Below are 17,424 nucleotides of genomic sequence, written 5' to 3'. Positions count from 1 at the left end.
TTCCTTTAGTTCTGCAATTCTTTATGGGTAAATTCTTGTTCATTACGGTGTGCGCCCTGCGCCAGTTGTTCCAGAATGGTTTTCAGGAACGGGCTTTTCAGGGTGTAGTAGCGTTTAGCGATCGCGGCGCTCAGCAGATAACAGATGGCCGGGACGATAGTGAACAGAGCGATGATGATGCTGATCGTGGCGCTGTTTTGCGTTTTCGCCGCCGCGTCGTAACCGCCGCCTGCCAGCATCCAGCCAATCAGCGCCCCGCCGAGGGCAAGACCCAGTTTCAGCACGAACAACGTGCCGGCAAAACTGATCCCCGTCAGGCGTTTGCCGTTACACCATTCGCCATAGTCGACGGTGTCAGACATCATCACCCACTGGATAGGCGTGACTAACTGGTGCAATACGCCAATCACAAAGATAAAGACGAACATAGCGATCGTGGCGTGCATCGGTACGAAGAACATCGCCACGCTGATTACTGCGAGTAAAGCATTGGTCCACCAGAAAACGCTCACTTTGCATTTCCAGTCGGTCAACGGTTTTGCCAGCGCCGAGCCAATCAGGTTGCCGACGCAATAGGTGGTGAGGAAGGCGACAAACACGCCCGGTTTGCCCAATATCCAGGTGACGTAATACATCATCGCCCCGCCGCGCACGCATACCGCCAGAATATTCAGGATGGTGAGCAGGCCGACTATGCGCCACTGGTCGTTGTGCCAGATATCACGCAGGTCTTCACGCATGGAGGTATGGGTGGCAGGCGCTTCAACGCGCTCTTTGGTGGTAAAGAAGCAGAACGCCAGCATCAGGAACGCCACCACCGAGAGCGCCGCGATACCCCCCTGGAAGCCCAGCGCCTTATTCTCGCCGCCAATCAGTTTCACCAGAGGCATCATCAGTACGGTAGAAAGCATTCCGCCCGCCGTTGCCAGCACAAAGCGCCAGGATTGCAGGGAGATACGCTGCGTTGGGTCATTGGTTATTACACCCCCCAACGCGCAGTAAGGGATGTTGACCACAGTGTACAGAAGGGTGAGCAACGTGTAGGTGATGGCGGCATAAATCATTTTGCCGTTCAGACTGAGATCCGGCGTGCTATAAGCCAGCACACAAACGATACCAAACGGCAACGCGCCAAACAGCACCCAGGGTCGGAATTTGCCCCAGCGAGAGCGGGTGCGGTCGGCCAGCAGGCCCATACAAGGGTCGGAGATGGCATCAAGCGCACGCGCCAGTAAAAACATGGTGCCAACAAAACCAGCGGGAATGCCGAAAATATCGGTATAGAAGAACATCATATATAACATGACGTTATCAAAGATGATGTGGCTGGCGGCATCGCCCATACCATAGCCAATCTTCTCCTTAACGGAGAGAATTTCACTTTTCATTACGCATCCTTAACGCTCACAACGCTCACTAATACCGGTTACAGTTTTTGTAAACCTTCCCTGCGAGCGTGAATATTCCGTTATTTGGTTATCAAATTACGATTCTTGTTTTCTGTGATCAGGGTAGCGTCAAAAAGTGTGATGAAATGTAACTAATGGATTTTATGGGGGTTTATATGAAACCGATCATGGCAGAAGGAAAGGGAAGTTAAAAAAGCACGGGAGGGGATGTGGAAACGCCAGGAAGTAGCTATAATGCGCGCGCCTCCATGTAGCAATCGAGGCGCGGAAGATCGTCGTCTCCGGTGAGGCGGCTGGACTTCAAATCCAGTTGGGGCCGCCAGCGGTCCCGGGCAGGTTCGACTCCTGTGATCTTCCGCCAACATCCTTCTCTCATGCCCACCATTCGTCCTCTATTTCGGGACAAAGTATTTGCTTATTATTAAGACTAGTTCTTGCATATAATACGAAAGGAAAGGTGGATAGAGAAAGTGGAATATTATTTTATTAATCACCATTTACCGATTGCTAAAACCGAACGTCCATTTATTGTGGGATATCGTCTGCAAAGAAGGGATAAAAGTACGCCAGGACTAACGCGGGCGGGACTTAACTAATCACCAAACGAACTTGTGGGTCATACTTACAGGCTCATCCTTTCTCAAAAGAGATACGCTTACCAGGCCAAAATTATGAGATCAACGTATAGAGCCATCCGGATAAAGATACATGCCTCCCTCCAGATACACGGGTTCTCCTTCTTCTACCGCTAAATTATGATATAGCGATTGCATTTCATCATCTGCACTTTCTTCCGGTTGGTTTTCAACTCGATAATAGGTATCTACATCATAGTTCTGTTTACGGAGATCGTCGTCGCTGTATACGCCAAGCCGTTTTTTTAAGCCTGTTATATTAAATATCCATTTTAACCCATCTTTAATATAATAGGCATCACCATAAGCATTTTCATCGGGGCATTCTTTATAGCCCATCCGCAATGCAACATCACAGCCATGCTTACCAACATATTTATAACTCATATCCCCCCCAATATGTTGCTTCAATATCCCAGATAAAATTCATAACGAAAACCTATCCTGATAACCTATGCCACATGAAGGATACAATTTAAACTAAAGTACGCGTTATATTATCCCCTAAGTCCGTATCAAGTATGCGTATTCTGTAGTAGGTAGTAATATGTTCTAATTTATTAATGTGAGTTATATATGAAGAGATTATTTACAGCGATGATTATCGCTTTTATTACCGTCACGGCATCATCCAGTGCGCTTGCCTGCCCAAAGGGTCAACATCCACATGGGGGTACAGGCTCACATCATAAGGGTGGATGGTGTTCATACGAGCAGTAACGTCGCAGCTTACTCATCTACTTGAAGGCACTATAGCCTTACGTTTATCAACGCAGGCGCTACGTTTGTCGATGCCGTAACTTTCTGAAGAAAAAACATGAACGAGTTGGTATCGATCGCAAAGAATATGGTTACCAACAACAGTCACCTTGTCTCCAGGCTGTCGATATTCTACGGACACGACAGGAAAGGATTTTATTAATTCCTTAGAAAAACCATGTTAATCAACAGGATAAATAGTTAAAACGTGATAAAAGGCGTAACCTTTGCCCGCTTAAAGCGGGCAAGATTGCAGGCAAGAGATGTTATTATACTAAAACATAAAAACAGGTGAGGCTGGTGTAATGAGAATCGACAAACTTTCACTGCTTAACTTTCGTTGCTTCAGACAGCTCGATATTACTTTTGATGAGCACATTACGATTCTGGTTGCACCGAATGGCGCGGGCAAGACGACAGTGCTGGATGCGATACGCCTGGCGCTGTTTCCCTTTATTCGTGGTTTTGATGCCAGCCTCTACGTAAAAGATAAATCGCTGGCGATCCGTACAGAAGATGTACGTCTGGTTTTCCGCCCCGAAGCGCTGAACATGGAAATGTCGTCTCCGGCCATGATTACGGCTACCGGGGAATGGGAAAGTGGAAAAACGGCAACCTGGATGCTCGACAAGCGAGGAGAACAGCCGCCGCATGAAGATAAGACAGCGGCGCAGCTTACCCGTTGGGGTGAACAACTTCAGACGCTGGTGCGTGAAGAGCATAATTTGCAGCAGGTTGAGCTTCCCCTAATGCTTTATCTGGGGACTGCTCGCTTGTGGTATCAGGAACGTTATGAGGCACAGCCTACTGAACAGCGTCTGGATAACAGCGCCTTTTCACGTTTGTCTGGTTATGACGATTGCCTTTCTGCCACATCAAATTATAAGCAATTTGAACAATGGTATAGCTGGTTATGGCTTAGCTACCGTGAACATCAAATCACACAACTTGAATCACCTTCAGCAAAGTTAAAAGAAGGTGTTCGTGTTCAGCGGATGAAAGAAGCTATTCAAGCCATCCAGCAAGCCATTAACTGTCTGACGCAGGAAGTGACTGGCTGGCACGATCTGGAATACAGCTCCAGCCATAACCAGCAATTGGTGATGAACCATCCACAGCACGGTAAGATTCCCTTATCCCAGCTCAGCGACGGCCTGCGTAATGCGGTTGCGATGGTAGCGGATATCGCGTTTCGCTGTGTCAAACTCAACCCCCATTTACGCGATGAAGCCGCCTTAAAAACACAGGGGATTGTGCTGATCGATGAAGTCGATATGTTCCTGCACCCAGCCTGGCAGCAGCAAATTATCCAGTCTTTGCGCAGCGCATTTCCACTAATCCAGTTTATTGTCACTACCCATAGCCCGCAGGTTATCAGCACGGTAAAACGTGAGTCTGTTCGCCTACTTGAACAGGACGAGAAAGGTAATGGTCTGGCGTCAATACCAGCGGGGCGACCTACGGCGAGCCAAGTAATGATGTACTGCACAGCGTGATGGGCGTCGATCCGCAACCTCCGGTTAAGGAACAGGATGTTTTCGAACGTGGGATTATCAATGTATTTAAGGGGTTAAGCCAGGAGTACAAAACCAATAATCCTTGTTATTTCGGCAAGAAGATTATCGTCAACAATCTGGTGAAGCATGACCGATGGGGCTACAGCCTGAACTGGGGCTGGCGACGCGACCAGCTCGCCGATCTGGAACGAATACTCTACCTGCTGGATAGTAAAACCATTCCTGACAACCGGCATGATGTCTCTATCCGGTTTATGGACTTCGTGCGCGATAATCCGCGTGAGCAGGTCTTTGAAGACGATATGTTCACCATCCGCTACTTTTAGAAGGGCAGCGGACATATCACATTTAAGCGTCTGGATCTGGTGGAGAATATGAATGATATCGTGGCGAAGCATTATCCGGGGGCGCTGCCCGCAAAATAAACGCTATCTGCGTAATAAGCTTCACCAGGAATTTCTGGCATACTAGGCAGATTACGGCATTGCGAGTCAGATATAAGCGGAGGCGGCATGGCAGACAAATACTTAACCCAATCCCCGGCAGGCGAATTTGTTATGTTTGCCAGCGATGACGGTGAAGTTCGTGTGGAGTGCCGCTTTGAGCAAGAGACGCTATGGCTCCCTCAGGCAACCATCGCCAACCTTTATCAGATCACTCCCCAGGCAGTTACACAGCACATTAAAGCGATCTATGAAGAAGGCGAACTTGAGCAAAACGCAACCTGTAAGTCTTACTTACAAGTTCAACAGGAAGGTAGCCGTCAGGTAAGCCGCAACAGGCTTCACTACAGCCTGCCTGTCATCCTTGCTGTCGGCTACCGCGTTCGTTCCCCGCGCGGCACACAGTTCCGCCAGTGGGCAACCCAGACGCTCCAGAAATACCTGATCAAAGGTTTTGTGATGGACGATGAGCGCCTGAAAAATCCGCCCGTGGGTTCATCGGCTGTACCCGACTATTTTGATGAGATGCTGGAGCGTATCCGCGATATTCGCGCCAGCGAACGTCGGGTTTATTTGCGGGTACGAGAGATCTTTGCGTTAGCCGCCGACTATCAACCATCGCTCAAAGAAACCACGCAATTTTTTCAAACCATCCAGAACAAGTTGCATTTTGCCTGTACCGGACATACCGCTGCTGAACTCATTCATCAGCGTGCTGACGCCAGCCAGCCGCATATGGGGCTGACCAGCTATAAAGGTGAAGAGGTACGTAAGGATGACGTGACGGTGGCAAAAAATTATCTCACTCAGGATGAAGTCAGCGAGCTTAACCGCGTAGTTAACATGTGGCTGGATTTTGCCGAGGATCAGGCCCGTCGTCGTCAGCAGATCTTTTTACGCGACTGGCAGGATAAGCTGGATCAGTTCCTGCAATTTAACGACCGTGAGGTTTTACAAGGCGCAGGTAAAGTCACTAAGAAAATGGCCGATGAAAAAGCGCAGGCGGAATATAGTCAGTTTGCTGAACAACAACGGCGCTTAAAAGAAGCCGAAGGTGAGAAGGATATCGCCGGTTTGCTACAATGGGAAACAGAACCTAAAAAGTAGCTCAGAATGCCCCGAACCCCACAAGCAAAATCATTTGGGGGCACAATAGTGGGCACCAGTAAAAATCCAACAAGATAAAAATCAATAAATTCAACAGACCAAGATATCAAATTAGACTCCTGTGATTGCATGATACCGTCGTGAATATGGCGGTTTTATCCAGGCGTAAAGACTGTGGGTAGTAATATCAAGACGTGTTGCGACGCTGGAAACAGAATGGCCGCGCTCAATAACCTGTTTTACCGCTTTAATTATAAACTCTTCGGGATAACGTTTACCGCTCATGGGCTCCTCTCTTTAAGCTATCTTAAATGACTCTGCGGTGTCTGTTAAACCTGTGGCGATTCATTTAATTTTTTGTACGTATCCCACATAATCGTGCTATTCACATTTAGAGATCACGTCATCGATCTGCTAACGAAGGAATCTCTATGTGTAAATCCCGTCTCACTGAGCATCAGAACATCGCCGTAATTAAGTTGGCCGAAGCCGGATGAATGGTTAAAGATATCTGCCCTGAGGCGGATATTTGTGAAGTGACTGACTATATCTATGGACATTGGGTTTCACCACATCCTGTTTCTCACTAATGTGCTCCGGGAAAGAGTTTTCATCAGATGAGCGATTGAAAAGAGAAGCCAGAAGCTGAAGTTGCTTCGACCAATAAGTCTGTCACTTGCTCAGACTGTCACGATCAGAATTAAGTCAGACCAACTTATTGGCAAGGTATAACTCCCGGCATTAAGTTACAAAATTTTCTCATGGCATTAGCATTACACCCTCTTAAAATTTACATGCGTCTCTATAAAAGAGTCTTAAATTTGTATATAAGAAGTTGATGAGAGCACAAATTTCACCATTAAGTCATTGAATAACAATGCAATAAAAGAAAAAATCTTAAATTAGGTTTTAATAATAAGAATTCATTACAGGTTGACAGGAATTACTTTTATATTTCATCACATCACCCCGATAGTGACGAAGGCAGCAGACAGATGGTATTGAGAACCGTTATTTATCACCCTCATGATTTAGCAAATAGTGCTGTTTTAAGATTTTTTATGATATTGGAGATACTGTATAAAAATCTCAATGAGTGAAATACGAATCCGAAATGATGTATTACGACTGTCGGATCTGTCATGGTTCCTTAAAGCTGTATTTTAGGTCTTTCCAGGAGTTTATGACACTGACAATATTTCGCGACTTTTGACAGTCGTAGTACTTTATATTATCTGGATTGACACATTTATTTACCAATGAAATATTAATAGAAACATCGACAGGAGTCGTTCAGGATGATGAGAAAGCCTTCACAAATTGTCCATTGCATTAGTTGCGATTTATCCTGTCAATTATTTCCTGACAGCGCAGTACGGGTGCAATACTGTCATAATGCGGCATTTTCCATCTGGCCAGATGGTAATGCTTTCCTGAAAAAAGGGTTTATTGAAAAGTTATTGCTTGATAGACACAATCATTTATCCAGCGGTTTTATCTTTGTTGATTTTTCTTTCCCGAATCTTCGACGATTTACCGATTTGCAATGGGCTGACAGTCTGGCAGACAGTGGCATGCATATTGTCCTGATTTCTGACAGAAGTTTAACTCCGCTGGCCAATTACTGGATTTTGAAAAGCAATAAAATACAAGGGATTATTTATTCCGATGACGATGATATTGTGCAACAGCAAAAGATGCACCGCTTGTTTACCGGTCGGCTCGCCAACAGTAAACGTGGACGAACGCTTAACTATACGGAATTTATATTACTGAAGCGCTTTGTATCAGGAATAAGTATTCAGCAGATTGTAAATATTGACAATATTGATATTAAGAAACTTTATGTGCATAAGCTGCGGCTTGAAAATAAGCTAGGGCATAGCATTCATAAAATAATATCAAATATTTTATAGATCCGTTTCCATTTTTATTATTTCCATATTATTGCGATGTGGAAGACGCTTTACGCCATAATGCAGGAGGCAGAATGCCAACTCCCCAAAATTACTCATTCATCGCCATAGCGGTATCAGCAGCATTAGCCTCTATGGTATTTCCCTCCCAGGCGGCCTGGGTTGACGTTGATAGTCTGCCATCCAGTGGGCTGGTCAGTCAGTTGCCGCCGGAATTACAGGCTATTATTCCCGCTCAGGCCAGTACCGGTTTCACCAAAGTCGGGACCATGCCCAACTACGTTTATCAGTGGAACACCGGCACCATCCCGGTTTATGGCAATGGCCTCACGCTTAATGGGCCGGGCGCGGAGGCGTTTGAACACACTGTCACGGTTATTCAAAACAGCGGGACGGGAAGTCCGGGCGTGATTTTTGGCAACGACCTGACCATTCGGACGCAGTCGGCGAATGCCGCGAATAATGGTAGAGACGTCGATGGCATCCGTACTCACGGCGCGAATACTCCGGATAACCCGGTATTTATTATTACCGGTGACCGTACCCGCATCTACGTGGATGGTCAGGATGGTGACGGTATTAACGCCGGATATAACTCACTGGGCCAGGGTTGGACCGGATCGGCCAATATTTACGTCGGCGACGATCTGTATATCAAAACGACCGGTAGCCAGGGACGTGGCATTACAGCCAACGCCATGCGGGATGCGTCACGTGCCAAAAATACGATTGTCGTCGGCAATCGTGCGCATATTGTTACTACCGGCGACAGTTCGGAGGGGCTGCGTACCGGACAAAGCGGTTCGTTGATTCGTCTGGGTGACGATGCAACTATCGAAACATCCGGCGCATCCTCAACGGGGATTTACGCAGCATCCTCCTCCAGAACCGAGCTTGGCAACAACGCTACTATTACGGTGAACGGTGCCAGCGCACACGCGGTATATGCAACTAACGCTACCGTTAATTTGGGAGAGAATGCCACTATTAGCGTTAACAGCGCCAGTAAGGCTGCATCCTATAGTAAAGCCCCTGCCGGTTTATACGCCCTCTCCCGAGGCGCCATTAATCTGGCAGGCGGTGCGGCTATTACTATGGCGGGCGATAACAGTAGCGAAAGTTACGCCATCAGCACGGAGACTGGCGGCATTGTTGACGGTTCTTCAGGAGGTCGTTTCGTCATCGACGGTGATATTCGTGCTGCTGGCGCCACCGCTGCCAGCGGTACGCTACCGCAGCAGAACAGTACGATTAAGCTCAATATGACGGACAACTCGCGATGGGACGGGGCGTCGTACATCACCAGCGCTACGGCGGGCACAGGCGTTATCTCTGTACAAATGAGCGATGCGACCTGGAATATGACCAGCAGCTCAACGCTCACTGACCTGACGCTGAATAGTGGCGCAACCATTAACTTCAGCCATGAAGATGGCGAACCATGGCAAACGCTCACCATCAATGAAGATTATGTAGGCAACGGCGGTAAGCTGGTCTTTAATACTGTGCTCAACGATGATGATTCCGAAACGGACAGGCTGCAGGTTCTCGGCAATACTTCAGGCAACACATTTGTTGCAGTAAATAATATTGGAGGAGCCGGGGCGCAAACCATTGAAGGTATTGAAATTGTTAACGTTGCTGGCAATTCCAACGGTACTTTCGAAAAAGCAAGCCGTATTGTTGCCGGAGCCTATGACTACAACGTGGTGCAGAAAGGTAAAAACTGGTATCTGACCAGCTACATTGAGCCGGACGAACCGATTATTCCTGATCCAGTAGACCCTGTTATCCCTGACCCTGTCGTTCCCGATCCGGTGGACCCTGATCCAGTAGACCCGGTTATCCCTGACCCTGTGATTCCCGATCCGGTGGACCCTGATCCAGTAGACCCTGAGCCAGTAGACCCGGTCATCCCTGATCCGACAATTCCTGACATAGGGCAATCTGACACACCGCCGATAACAGAACATCAGTTCCGTCCGGAAGTGGGCAGCTATCTTGCCAACAACTATGCGGCAAATACGCTGTTCATGACGCGTCTCCATGACCGTCTGGGTGAAACCCAGTACACCGACATGCTGACGGGTGAGAAGAAGGTCACCAGCCTGTGGATGCGTAACGTCGGCGCCCATACTCGCTTCAACGATGGCAGCGGGCAGCTAAAAACCCGCATCAACAGCTATGTGTTACAACTGGGAGGCGATCTGGCACAGTGGAGCACTGACGGTCTTGACCGTTGGCATATTGGTGCAATGGCAGGTTATGCCAACAGCCAGAACCGCACGCTGTCGTCCGTGAGTGACTATCATTCCCGTGGTCAAGTCACCGGTTACAGCGTCGGCCTTTACGGCACCTGGTATGCTAACAATATCGATCGGTCTGGGGCTTATGTGGATACCTGGATGCTGTACAACTGGTTTGATAACAAGGTCATGGGTCAGGATCAGGCCGCTGAGAAATATAAATCCAAAGGAATTACCGCCTCGGTTGAAGCCGGTTACAGCTTCAGGTTAGGTGAAAGCGCGCATCAAAGCTACTGGTTGCAGCCCAAAGCGCAGGTGGTATGGATGGGCGTGCAGGCTGACGACAATCGCGAAGCCAATGGTACCCTCGTCAAGGATGATACCGCCGGTAATCTGCTAACCCGCATGGGCGTAAAAGCCTATATTAACGGCCACAATGCTATTGATAACGATAAATCTCGAGAGTTCCAGCCATTCGTGGAAGCGAACTGGATCCATAATACGCAGCCTGCCAGCGTGAAGATGGACGATGTCAGCAGCGATATGCGTGGTACGAAGAATATTGGAGAACTGAAAGTGGGTATTGAAGGACAAGTTACCCCGCGCCTGAACGTATGGGGTAACGTGGCGCAACAGGTGGGTGACACAGGTTATAGTGATACCCAAGGAATGCTGGGGATGAAATACAGTTTCTGATTCAGGTAACAACAGAGCCGCTGATCTTCAGCGGCTTTTACCCGGAAACGCTTTCATTTGGCTGATAGGTTTCATGAACGGCTCCCAAAAAAGCTTAATGCGTACAGAAAAATATCGGGCGTTTCCCGATGGTGAACATAAAGCCACGATGGCCCTGAGTCAGGATGGTGTAACTGATACTTTTCCCTGGATAGACATAAAAATCGGGTAAAACCGTCTCGATAACCGCATCGGACAGTGTTTCGTCACGCGTGACTTTGTTGATATCCGTCGATATAAAATGGGTGCTGTCTTTATTTTCACTCCATACATAGGAAACATCACGGCGGATCACGCCGCTCATTTTATTATCGACGTAATATGTTCCGCTGATGGAAACCACCCCAGTGCGTTTTTTCAGCGAATACATAAAATCCAGCGTCAGGTTAGCCTGAGTGTTGTTATAAAACACAATCACAGGCGCCGTACATTTCTCTGGATCCCGGTTCTTTTCCGTATACAAATGAAAAAGATGTCCAAGCCCTACACCCAGACACAGTAGCGTCAGGCAGGCTAACATCAGTGCCTTTTTACCCATGTGTCACCCCGCGGAAAAAAAGCGTCACGCAGCCTGTATCACCGCGCGTTTTATAAGGTTGCTGACAAATCAATGCCGTAACCGCTGGGGTGCGACTGCTGGAAGGGAAATAGACCCATGGGTATTTCTGACAATCCATACCGGTTTTTAGAATCATTGACTTATAGCTTGCAAAGCGGCTGCCGCTTTCGATATCTTCATTCCGCGAGAAAAAATGACAGCCCTGAGTTGTTTCAACCAGCGTGTAGCGATCGTAAAAATCCTTATCGGGAACGGTTTGCCAGCTTATAGTGCCAAGCAAAATACCGACAGCAAATGTCCCGGTCATCCAAAGTACAGGTACATAATGTTTAAACCAACGCCCTGACATACGCGGTGGCGTCTCACCCTTTTTTTCTATTGCCTGAGCGAAGTCTTTGCGGATGGTCATGAGGCTCACACCTGGCTCAATCTGAAAGCCTCTACGCGGAACCGTGATTATCAGCGTATCTTCATTTTCGCCAACGGTACGTAATCCGCGGCGAATAATGGAGATATTCTGATAAAGCGTATTTGCCGACACCACCATGCCGTCTTCTTCCCACACTTTTTGAAAGAATGTTTGTTGTGAGACGACGGAGGGGGCGTTTTCCAGCAGAAGGCGCAAGCAGCGGCTGGCGGGCGTTGTCAGAATAATGTTGAGATCTGGCCTCGATAATGAAGCCAGGCGATTCATTTCTGGATTAAATTCAATATTATCGTTAATTATCCATAACATCGCATTGTTACCATGCCAAAACATAACGTAGTTGGAGAGGGTTAATAGACACCACTGAGTATAGTCTGATGCTGTGGCTGCGTAGCAGGACATGGATTGTCCCCTGCACATACCGATCATATAGAAGAGCGAGAGGCATAAGACATTAACAGGTAAGCGTAGACACCGCTTTTCTCATTATAGCAGACTCAGGGGTGAAAGTACGTTTGGTTTTCTTGTTCGTTAAGTCTCCTGTTTTGTATTGAGGTGAGAATATCACCTTTAATCAAGTGGCCAAATTTACTGTGCCACTACGCTTTAATATCTTATATATAAATCATGAGAAAAAATATCCTGATAATCTACCCCACATGAAAGACAAGGTTTTATTCAATGTGTTCCTATAATGGCTTGTAATATCCCAAAAAGCAGCACTCGTTATATAGGGATAGTTTCCAATTTATTAAGAGTTACAGTAGCCATACTTAATAAAAGCACGCTTCCCACTTAATATTTAAGCTGTGCTTTATGTTATTTAAATATAAATAAGTTAATCCTTAACCAACATATTTCAAATTTATACCAAATAATTTTAAAACTATCTATCAGAAACAATTTGTAGGGGCATAGTTTGTTTTTTCAATCAATAATCCTCTCTGACATGTAAAATAAAAACATTTATTCATAATATGAATATTGTTGTGATAACAAATTCGCGTGAAAGTAAATCGACTGAAGGTGATGCCGATGAATATTCCTTCAGAAAGAACTCAACAGGTTAATCCAGAATCGGCAACGGATTACTGTCATCAGCTTAAAAACGGAAATCGCCCCGGCGATTAATGACTTTAACACTGATAGTGACTATCAGTGAAAGGCAACAACAAGGAATGAATTATGTCTACACCCGCGAATTTTAACGGTCAACGCCCTGCCATTGATGCTAACGACGCAGTAATGCTGCTGATTGATCACCAAAGTGGCCTGTTTCAGACCGTCGGCGACATGCCGATGCCGGAATTACGCGCGCGCGCCGCGGCGCTGGCTAAGATCGCCACCTTATGCAATATGCCGGTCATTACTACCGCATCCGTACCACAGGGACCGAATGGTCCGCTGATTCCGGAAATCCATGCGAATGCGCCCCACGCGCAATATGTCGCGCGTAAAGGGGAAATTAATGCCTGGGATAATGCCGATTTTGTACAAGCGGTAAAAGCGACAGGCCGTAAAACGCTGATCATCGCTGGCACTATTACCAGTGTCTGTATGGCTTTTCCAGCCATCAGCGCCGTCGCGGAAGGGTACAAGGTATTTGCGGTAATTGATGCCTCCGGTACGTACAGTAAAATGGCACAGGAAATTACGATGGCCCGCGTGGTGCAGGCGGGCGTAGTACCAATGGATACCGCGGCGGTAGCCTCTGAGCTGCAACGTACCTGGAATCGGGAAGATGCCGCAGAATGGGCGGATGTATATACCAAAATATTCCCGGCTTATCAGCTACTGATTGAAAGTTATACCAAAGCGCAGGAAGTAGTAAAAAATAATGAACTGCTGGATTCTCAACGCGCATAAATAACGCCCTGAAGAGGCTAAATAGCCCCATTTAATGGGGCTATTTTACTTGCCATTTTGGACCTGGGCAGTGCTCGCCAAAACGCGTTAGCGTTTTGAACGCCGCTTGCGGCGGCCCGAAGGGCGAGCGTAGCGAGTCAAACCTCACGTACTACGTGTACGCTCCGGTTTTTGCGCGCTGTCCGTGTCCAAACTGGCTGCGCCAATAACGCCTGGTGGGATAGGCTCTTAATCAAATACGCCATTAATAATCGCCGTGACCACCGCGGTACTGAGCGCGATCAGCACCAGATTATCCCCAACGATTTTCCACTCATAGCCCGGATAATAAGGTAATTGTCCCAGCATAGACGCCGGCACCGTTTTTTTAGCGATTCCCGGCGGTAGCGGTTTTCCTCTCGCCAGATTTTTCGCAATCCCCGGAGGTAAAGACTGATAACCCGTCAGCCCTAAATTCACTGCCAGTTGCCTGGCGACAGCATAGCTAATGTCCGACTCGACGTGATCCGGTTTACCGCCATTTTTACGGTGTTCCGTTTTTTGCCCGGCATTTCCTTTATGTCCGTTACCGTTATTACCCTGATTAGCCGCGTTATTACCATGTCCGCCGCCATTACCATTTCCCGGATTCGCCAGCACAGGCGTAGCGCTCAGGGAAAACGTAATCAACGTCGCCAGGACGGCGGTTAAACCACGACGATTATTCATGATATTGCCCTTCTGATGTGGGATACCATGAAAATAGCGCCCCGCCATAAAAAGAACAACTACATCGATTCTTATTTTAAGCGGGGCTCGCCAACAGCAGCTTATCGTATCCAGATAGTCAGTAAAATCAGGATGATTGCTATCAGGACAACCTGATAAAAAATTTTGTCCAACCCTCTTTTTTGCATGGCGTCACCTCGTTAGAAAACGATTTGCCAGAGGGCTAAACACAACACCAACAGGCTAATCAGTAAAAATATCAGCGCGATGATTTTATCGGGTGAGCGATTCATCTGGGCGATCCTCAAACATTATTAAAACCACTGGCCAAAGCGTTTGATATAAAAGCGCTTCATGCCTTGCGCCACCAGACAGTAGCTCAATAATGTCGCCACCAACCACGGGAAGTAGCTCAGCGGCAGCGGCTCCAGTCCAACCATCGCGCCCAGAGGTGAGAATGGAATATAAATGCCTATCGCCATAATCAAGCCGGTCGTCAATAATACCGGCAACGTCGCCCGACTTTGGATAAACGGTATTTTCTGCGTCCTTAGCATATGCACAACCAGTGTCTGCGAGAGCAGACCCTCAATAAACCAGCCGGACTGAAAGAGCGCCTGCGCCTCTACGTTATTAGCCGCAAAGACGTACCACATCAGCGCAAAGGTTGTGATATCGAAAATAGAAGACGTTGGGCCAATCCATAGCATAAAACGACCAATATTTTTCGCGTCCCATTTCCGCGGCTTACGCAGGAACTCTTTATCCATTTTGTCCCACGGCAACGACAACTGCGAAATGTCGTACATCAAATTCTGGATCAACAGATGAATCGCCAGCATCGGCAGAAACGGAATAAACGCGCTGGCTACCAGTACCGAAAAAACATTGCCGAAATTAGAGCTGGCGGTCATATTCAGATATTTAATGATATTGCCAAAGGTTTCCCGCCCTTTGATAACGCCTTCCTCAAGCACCATGAGATCTTTTTCCAGCAGAATAATATCTGATGACTCTTTAGCAATATCGGCGGCGCTATCGACGGAAATCCCCACATCCGCATCACGAAGCGCGGGCGCGTCGTTGATCCCATCCCCAAGAAAACCAACGGTATGACCATTTTTCTGTAGCGCTTGCAAAATACGCGTTTTTTGTAACGGCGTCAGCCGGGCGAATACTGCGCGTTTCTCCACCTCAGACGCCAGTTCGGCATCTGACATCGCCTCAACCTGGGTTCCGGTCAGGATATCGTGCGTATCAATACCCACTTCCAGACAGATACGCGCCGTCACAACCGGATTATCGCCGGTGAGGACTTTGACCGCCACGCCGTTATCCCGCAACGCGGCAATAGCTTTTCCGGCGCTTTCTTTCGGCGGATCGAGAAAAGTGAGCATCCCTTCGATGGTAAGTTCGGTCTCATCCTCCACACTTAATGTCGGATTGTTCCCGGAACCATCCAGCTTACGTGTCGCTATCAGCAATACACGGAATCCCTGCGCATTGTAATCTTCGGTTTTCGCCAGCAGTAGCTCGCGGCGTGTTTCCGTCAGCGCCACCACACGATCGCCTTCGCGAAGATGGGTGGCTACCATCATCATCTCTTCAACGGCGCCTTTGCAGATCAGGCATCTGTCTCCATGCTGCGCATCCTCCACCAGGACCGATACCCGGCGACGTACAAAGTCGAATGGCAGTTCATCGCGTTTAATGAAGCGCGCTTTTGTCGATGGTGCGATTCGACCCTCGCCAAAACGCAGTATGGCGCGATCCATCACATTCCGGGCGCCGCTCTGGCTGCTACTATTCAGCCAGGCCAGCATCAATACCCGGCTGCTTTTTACACCGCTCACATCCAGATGATGCTCCAGAAAAATATTGTCCTGGGTTAAGGTGCCGGTTTTATCTGTACACAGCACATCCATCGCGCCGAAGTTTTGAATAGCGTTCAGGCGCTTGACGATCACTTTGCGCCGCGACATCGCAATCGCGCCTTTTGCCAGGTTGGAACTGACAATCATGGGCAACATTTCCGGCGTCAACCCCACCGCAACTGCCAGCGCGAACAGCGAAGCCTCTACCCAGTCTCCCTTACTGAACCCATTGATCAGCAGGACAACCGGCACCATGATCAGCATAAAGCGTATCAACAGCCAGCTCACGCTGTTGACTCCGCGATCGAAAGCCGTCTGGGTACGCGTACCCACAATGGATTTCGCCAGCGAGCCGAACCAGGTACGGCTTCCCGTCGCAACCACGACCGCTTGCGCTCTGCCGCTGGTTACATTGGTTCCCATCAGACAGATATTGCCCAAATCTAGCAGGCTTTTATCTTTATCAGGCAATTGCTCGCTGTCTTTACCTGCCACATCAGCCATAACATCGTATTTTTCTACGGGTAATGATTCACCACTAAGAATTGACTGACTGATAAAGAGATCGCGCGACGCCAGCAGTCGAACGTCGGCGGGCACCAGATCGCCTGCGGCCAGAAAAACCACATCGCCCGGCACCAGTTCTTCAATGGGAATCTCTTCCTGCACCGCGCCTATATTGCCCGGCCCACGACGCAACACCGTGGCGGTGGTGCGAACCATCTTTTTCAGCGCCTGTGCTGCTCTGTTAGTGCGAAACTCCTGCCAGAAACGCAATAACCCGCTCAAACTGACCATCGTCAGAATAATCAGCACGCCAGTGAGATCGGTCTCTTCGCCACGGCGTAACGGGAGCCAGTAATCCGTGATGAAACTAACCCCTGCCAATGCCATCAGAACGTAAATAAACGGGTTATTGAATGCCTGCAGAAGCTGAATCAGCGCCGGAGGAACTTGCTCATGCGCCACTTCATTGCGCCCATACACTTTCAACCGTTCGCTGGCCTCTTCTATCGTGAGGCCCTGACGATGGCTGTTCAGCCGCGCCAGTGTCTCCTCCGGGCTATGAAAAGCTTCCGCTTCGATCGGAAATACTTTTTTATGCTGCTTATCATTTTCTGACGCCGGGCGATTGAGTTTCCGGTTTTCAATGTTCATGTCAGTCATGATGAATCCCCAAAATTAAGGTGTAGTGTTTCCTGCATATCACGCCCGGGGAATAG

14 protein-coding genes, 1 tRNA gene and 2 pseudogenes are annotated in these 17,424 nt (G+C 48.1%); 8 read left to right on the top strand and 9 right to left on the bottom strand.

Annotation, left to right across the window (positions count from 1 at the left end; translation table 11 throughout):
• Positions 1-5 precede the first annotated feature (5 nt).
• Positions 6-1,388, bottom strand: coding sequence for a glycoside-pentoside-hexuronide family transporter (locus QEN31_RS00480; protein ID WP_000834259.1), 1,383 nt, complete (start codon positions 1,386-1,388; stop codon positions 6-8).
• Between the two features lie 287 nt (positions 1,389-1,675).
• On the opposite strand from QEN31_RS00480, the gene QEN31_RS00475 reads away from it, so the two are divergent.
• Positions 1,676-1,770: transfer RNA gene (locus tag QEN31_RS00475), tRNA-Sec, on the top strand.
• A gap of 316 nt (positions 1,771-2,086) precedes the next feature.
• On the opposite strand, the gene QEN31_RS00470 is transcribed toward QEN31_RS00475, so the two are convergent.
• Entirely contained in the window at positions 2,087-2,431 is a 345-nt protein-coding gene (locus QEN31_RS00470) for a hypothetical protein (protein WP_000120776.1), read from the bottom strand.
• Between the two features lie 417 nt (positions 2,432-2,848).
• Between QEN31_RS00470 and QEN31_RS00465 the strand changes: the two genes are divergently transcribed.
• The 4 genes and pseudogenes from QEN31_RS00465 to rhuM all read left to right on the top strand — a co-directional run bounded on the left by QEN31_RS00465 (position 2,849) and on the right by rhuM (position 5,870).
• Positions 2,849-2,974 carry a TA system toxin CbtA family protein gene (locus QEN31_RS00465; RefSeq protein ID WP_153644955.1) on the top strand — a complete coding sequence of 42 codons (126 nt, stop codon included), beginning with the start codon at positions 2,849-2,851 and terminating at the stop codon, positions 2,972-2,974.
• 134 nt (positions 2,975-3,108) lie between these two features.
• On the top strand, positions 3,109-4,299 hold the full coding sequence (locus QEN31_RS00460; protein WP_001541628.1) for an AAA family ATPase: 1,191 nt from the start codon (positions 3,109-3,111) through the stop codon (positions 4,297-4,299).
• 29 nt (positions 4,300-4,328) lie between these two features.
• Positions 4,329-4,745: pseudogene (locus tag QEN31_RS00455) on the top strand (DUF4942 domain-containing protein); the annotation flags it as partial.
• A gap of 87 nt (positions 4,746-4,832) precedes the next feature.
• Positions 4,833-5,870: a virulence protein RhuM gene (gene rhuM / locus QEN31_RS00450; protein WP_000774139.1), complete on the top strand. Its 1,038-nt coding sequence runs from the start codon at positions 4,833-4,835 to the stop codon at positions 5,868-5,870.
• A gap of 153 nt (positions 5,871-6,023) precedes the next feature.
• Here rhuM and QEN31_RS00445 read toward each other — a convergent pair.
• A pseudogene (locus QEN31_RS00445) lies at positions 6,024-6,155 on the bottom strand (transposase); the annotation flags it as partial.
• 1,013 nt (positions 6,156-7,168) lie between these two features.
• Between QEN31_RS00445 and QEN31_RS00440 the strand changes: the two are divergent.
• Together QEN31_RS00440 and misL are read left to right on the top strand one after the other, a co-directional pair.
• Positions 7,169-7,786: a helix-turn-helix transcriptional regulator gene (locus QEN31_RS00440; RefSeq protein WP_000984806.1), complete on the top strand. Its 618-nt coding sequence runs from the start codon at positions 7,169-7,171 to the stop codon at positions 7,784-7,786.
• Between the two features lie 74 nt (positions 7,787-7,860).
• The gene (gene misL / locus QEN31_RS00435) at positions 7,861-10,728 is read left to right on the top strand and encodes an intestinal colonization autotransporter adhesin MisL (RefSeq protein ID WP_001143053.1); all 2,868 of its coding nucleotides are present in this window, start codon (positions 7,861-7,863) and stop codon (positions 10,726-10,728) included.
• Between the two features lie 94 nt (positions 10,729-10,822).
• Here the strand turns inward: misL and QEN31_RS00430 are convergent, their stop codons facing one another.
• Positions 10,823-11,287 (bottom strand): membrane protein, encoded by a 465-nt coding sequence (locus QEN31_RS00430; RefSeq protein ID WP_001653911.1) that lies wholly within the window; start codon positions 11,285-11,287, stop codon positions 10,823-10,825.
• A 10-nt stretch (positions 11,288-11,297) separates the two neighbouring features.
• Positions 11,298-12,155, bottom strand: a complete 858-nt coding sequence (locus QEN31_RS00425) for a winged helix-turn-helix domain-containing protein (RefSeq protein ID WP_001278062.1) — start codon at positions 12,153-12,155, stop codon at positions 11,298-11,300.
• Between the two features lie 783 nt (positions 12,156-12,938).
• Here QEN31_RS00425 and QEN31_RS00420 point away from each other — a divergent pair.
• Positions 12,939-13,619 carry an isochorismatase family protein gene (locus QEN31_RS00420; RefSeq protein WP_000106461.1) on the top strand — a complete coding sequence of 227 codons (681 nt, stop codon included), beginning with the start codon at positions 12,939-12,941 and terminating at the stop codon, positions 13,617-13,619.
• 228 nt (positions 13,620-13,847) lie between these two features.
• Here QEN31_RS00420 and cigR read toward each other — a convergent pair whose 3' ends face one another.
• The 4 genes from cigR to mgtA form a co-directional block, all read right to left on the bottom strand.
• Entirely contained in the window at positions 13,848-14,327 is a 480-nt protein-coding gene (gene cigR, locus QEN31_RS00415) for an anti-virulence regulatory inner membrane protein CigR (RefSeq protein ID WP_001065324.1), read from the bottom strand.
• A gap of 101 nt (positions 14,328-14,428) precedes the next feature.
• Positions 14,429-14,515: a magnesium transporter protection protein MgtU gene (mgtU, locus tag QEN31_RS00410; protein WP_252515021.1), complete on the bottom strand. Its 87-nt coding sequence runs from the start codon at positions 14,513-14,515 to the stop codon at positions 14,429-14,431.
• A gap of 12 nt (positions 14,516-14,527) precedes the next feature.
• Complete coding sequence (gene mgtR / locus QEN31_RS00405) at positions 14,528-14,620, bottom strand: protein MgtR (RefSeq protein ID WP_001082117.1); 93 nt, start codon at positions 14,618-14,620, stop codon at positions 14,528-14,530.
• Positions 14,621-14,641: 21 nt separating this feature from the next.
• A complete protein-coding gene (gene mgtA, locus QEN31_RS00400) occupies positions 14,642-17,368 on the bottom strand; it encodes a magnesium-translocating P-type ATPase (RefSeq protein ID WP_000131288.1) in 2,727 nt (908 codons plus the stop codon).
• Positions 17,369-17,424: the final 56 nt, after the last annotated feature.

Origin of the sequence: Salmonella sp. SA15303, assembly GCF_029962125.1 — a bacterium.
GTDB lineage: Bacteria > Pseudomonadota > Gammaproteobacteria > Enterobacterales > Enterobacteriaceae > Salmonella > Salmonella enterica.
The sequence above is the reverse complement of the archived record's forward strand: the minus strand, read 5'-3'. Positions and strand labels throughout refer to the sequence as shown.

Coding starts and splice junctions, on each gene's coding strand:
- QEN31_RS00480 (WP_000834259.1), bottom strand. CDS start 1,388: ATGAAAAGTGAAATTCTCTCCGTTAAGGAGAAGATTGGCTATGGTATG.
- QEN31_RS00470 (WP_000120776.1), bottom strand. CDS start 2,431: ATGAGTTATAAATATGTTGGTAAGCATGGCTGTGATGTTGCATTGCGG.
- QEN31_RS00460 (WP_001541628.1), top strand. CDS start 3,109: ATGAGAATCGACAAACTTTCACTGCTTAACTTTCGTTGCTTCAGACAG.
- rhuM (WP_000774139.1), top strand. CDS start 4,833: ATGGCAGACAAATACTTAACCCAATCCCCGGCAGGCGAATTTGTTATG.
- QEN31_RS00440 (WP_000984806.1), top strand. CDS start 7,169: ATGATGAGAAAGCCTTCACAAATTGTCCATTGCATTAGTTGCGATTTA.
- misL (WP_001143053.1), top strand. CDS start 7,861: ATGCCAACTCCCCAAAATTACTCATTCATCGCCATAGCGGTATCAGCA.
- QEN31_RS00430 (WP_001653911.1), bottom strand. CDS start 11,287: ATGTTAGCCTGCCTGACGCTACTGTGTCTGGGTGTAGGGCTTGGACAT.
- QEN31_RS00425 (WP_001278062.1), bottom strand. CDS start 12,155: ATGTCCTGCTACGCAGCCACAGCATCAGACTATACTCAGTGGTGTCTA.
- QEN31_RS00420 (WP_000106461.1), top strand. CDS start 12,939: ATGTCTACACCCGCGAATTTTAACGGTCAACGCCCTGCCATTGATGCT.
- cigR (WP_001065324.1), bottom strand. CDS start 14,327: ATGAATAATCGTCGTGGTTTAACCGCCGTCCTGGCGACGTTGATTACG.
- mgtU (WP_252515021.1), bottom strand. CDS start 14,515: ATGCAAAAAAGAGGGTTGGACAAAATTTTTTATCAGGTTGTCCTGATA.
- mgtR (WP_001082117.1), bottom strand. CDS start 14,620: ATGAATCGCTCACCCGATAAAATCATCGCGCTGATATTTTTACTGATT.
- mgtA (WP_000131288.1), bottom strand. CDS start 17,368: ATGACTGACATGAACATTGAAAACCGGAAACTCAATCGCCCGGCGTCA.